Origin of the sequence: Burkholderia sp. SIMBA_051 (assembly GCF_046534915.1) — a bacterium.
In the GTDB taxonomy this organism is placed as follows: Bacteria; Pseudomonadota; Gammaproteobacteria; order Burkholderiales; family Burkholderiaceae; genus Burkholderia; species Burkholderia ambifaria.
Genome location: NZ_JAWRXS010000669.1, coordinates 1 through 248 on the forward strand (window position 1 = coordinate 1; position 248 = coordinate 248).

The following is a 248-nucleotide window of genomic DNA, read 5'->3' on the forward strand; positions in this document are numbered from 1 at the left end:
TTGTGGATTTCCCAAGGAAAGGATAAGTTGCGATTCCCTGTCCTTCCATCCGAACTCGAAATCACAAATCATGTACAAAATGAAACAGTGAAGGTCGCCTCTTTTGGAGAACTGACCTTTATTGATGTACCAGCAGCTAAACAAGTATCATTCACATCATTATTTCCTAAGAAATATTCGCCGATTGCTGAATATAAAAGCATTCCATCACCAGAGAATGCGATAGCGAAAATTGAACGAATGATGCG

1 protein-coding gene is annotated in these 248 nt (G+C 39.5%); it reads right to left on the bottom strand.

Annotation, left to right across the window (positions count from 1 at the left end):
- Window positions 1–68: 68 nt before the first annotated feature.
- Window positions 69–248: hypothetical protein (locus SB771_RS36145; protein ID WP_410722182.1), on the bottom strand; the 180-nt coding region annotated here is incomplete at its 5' end.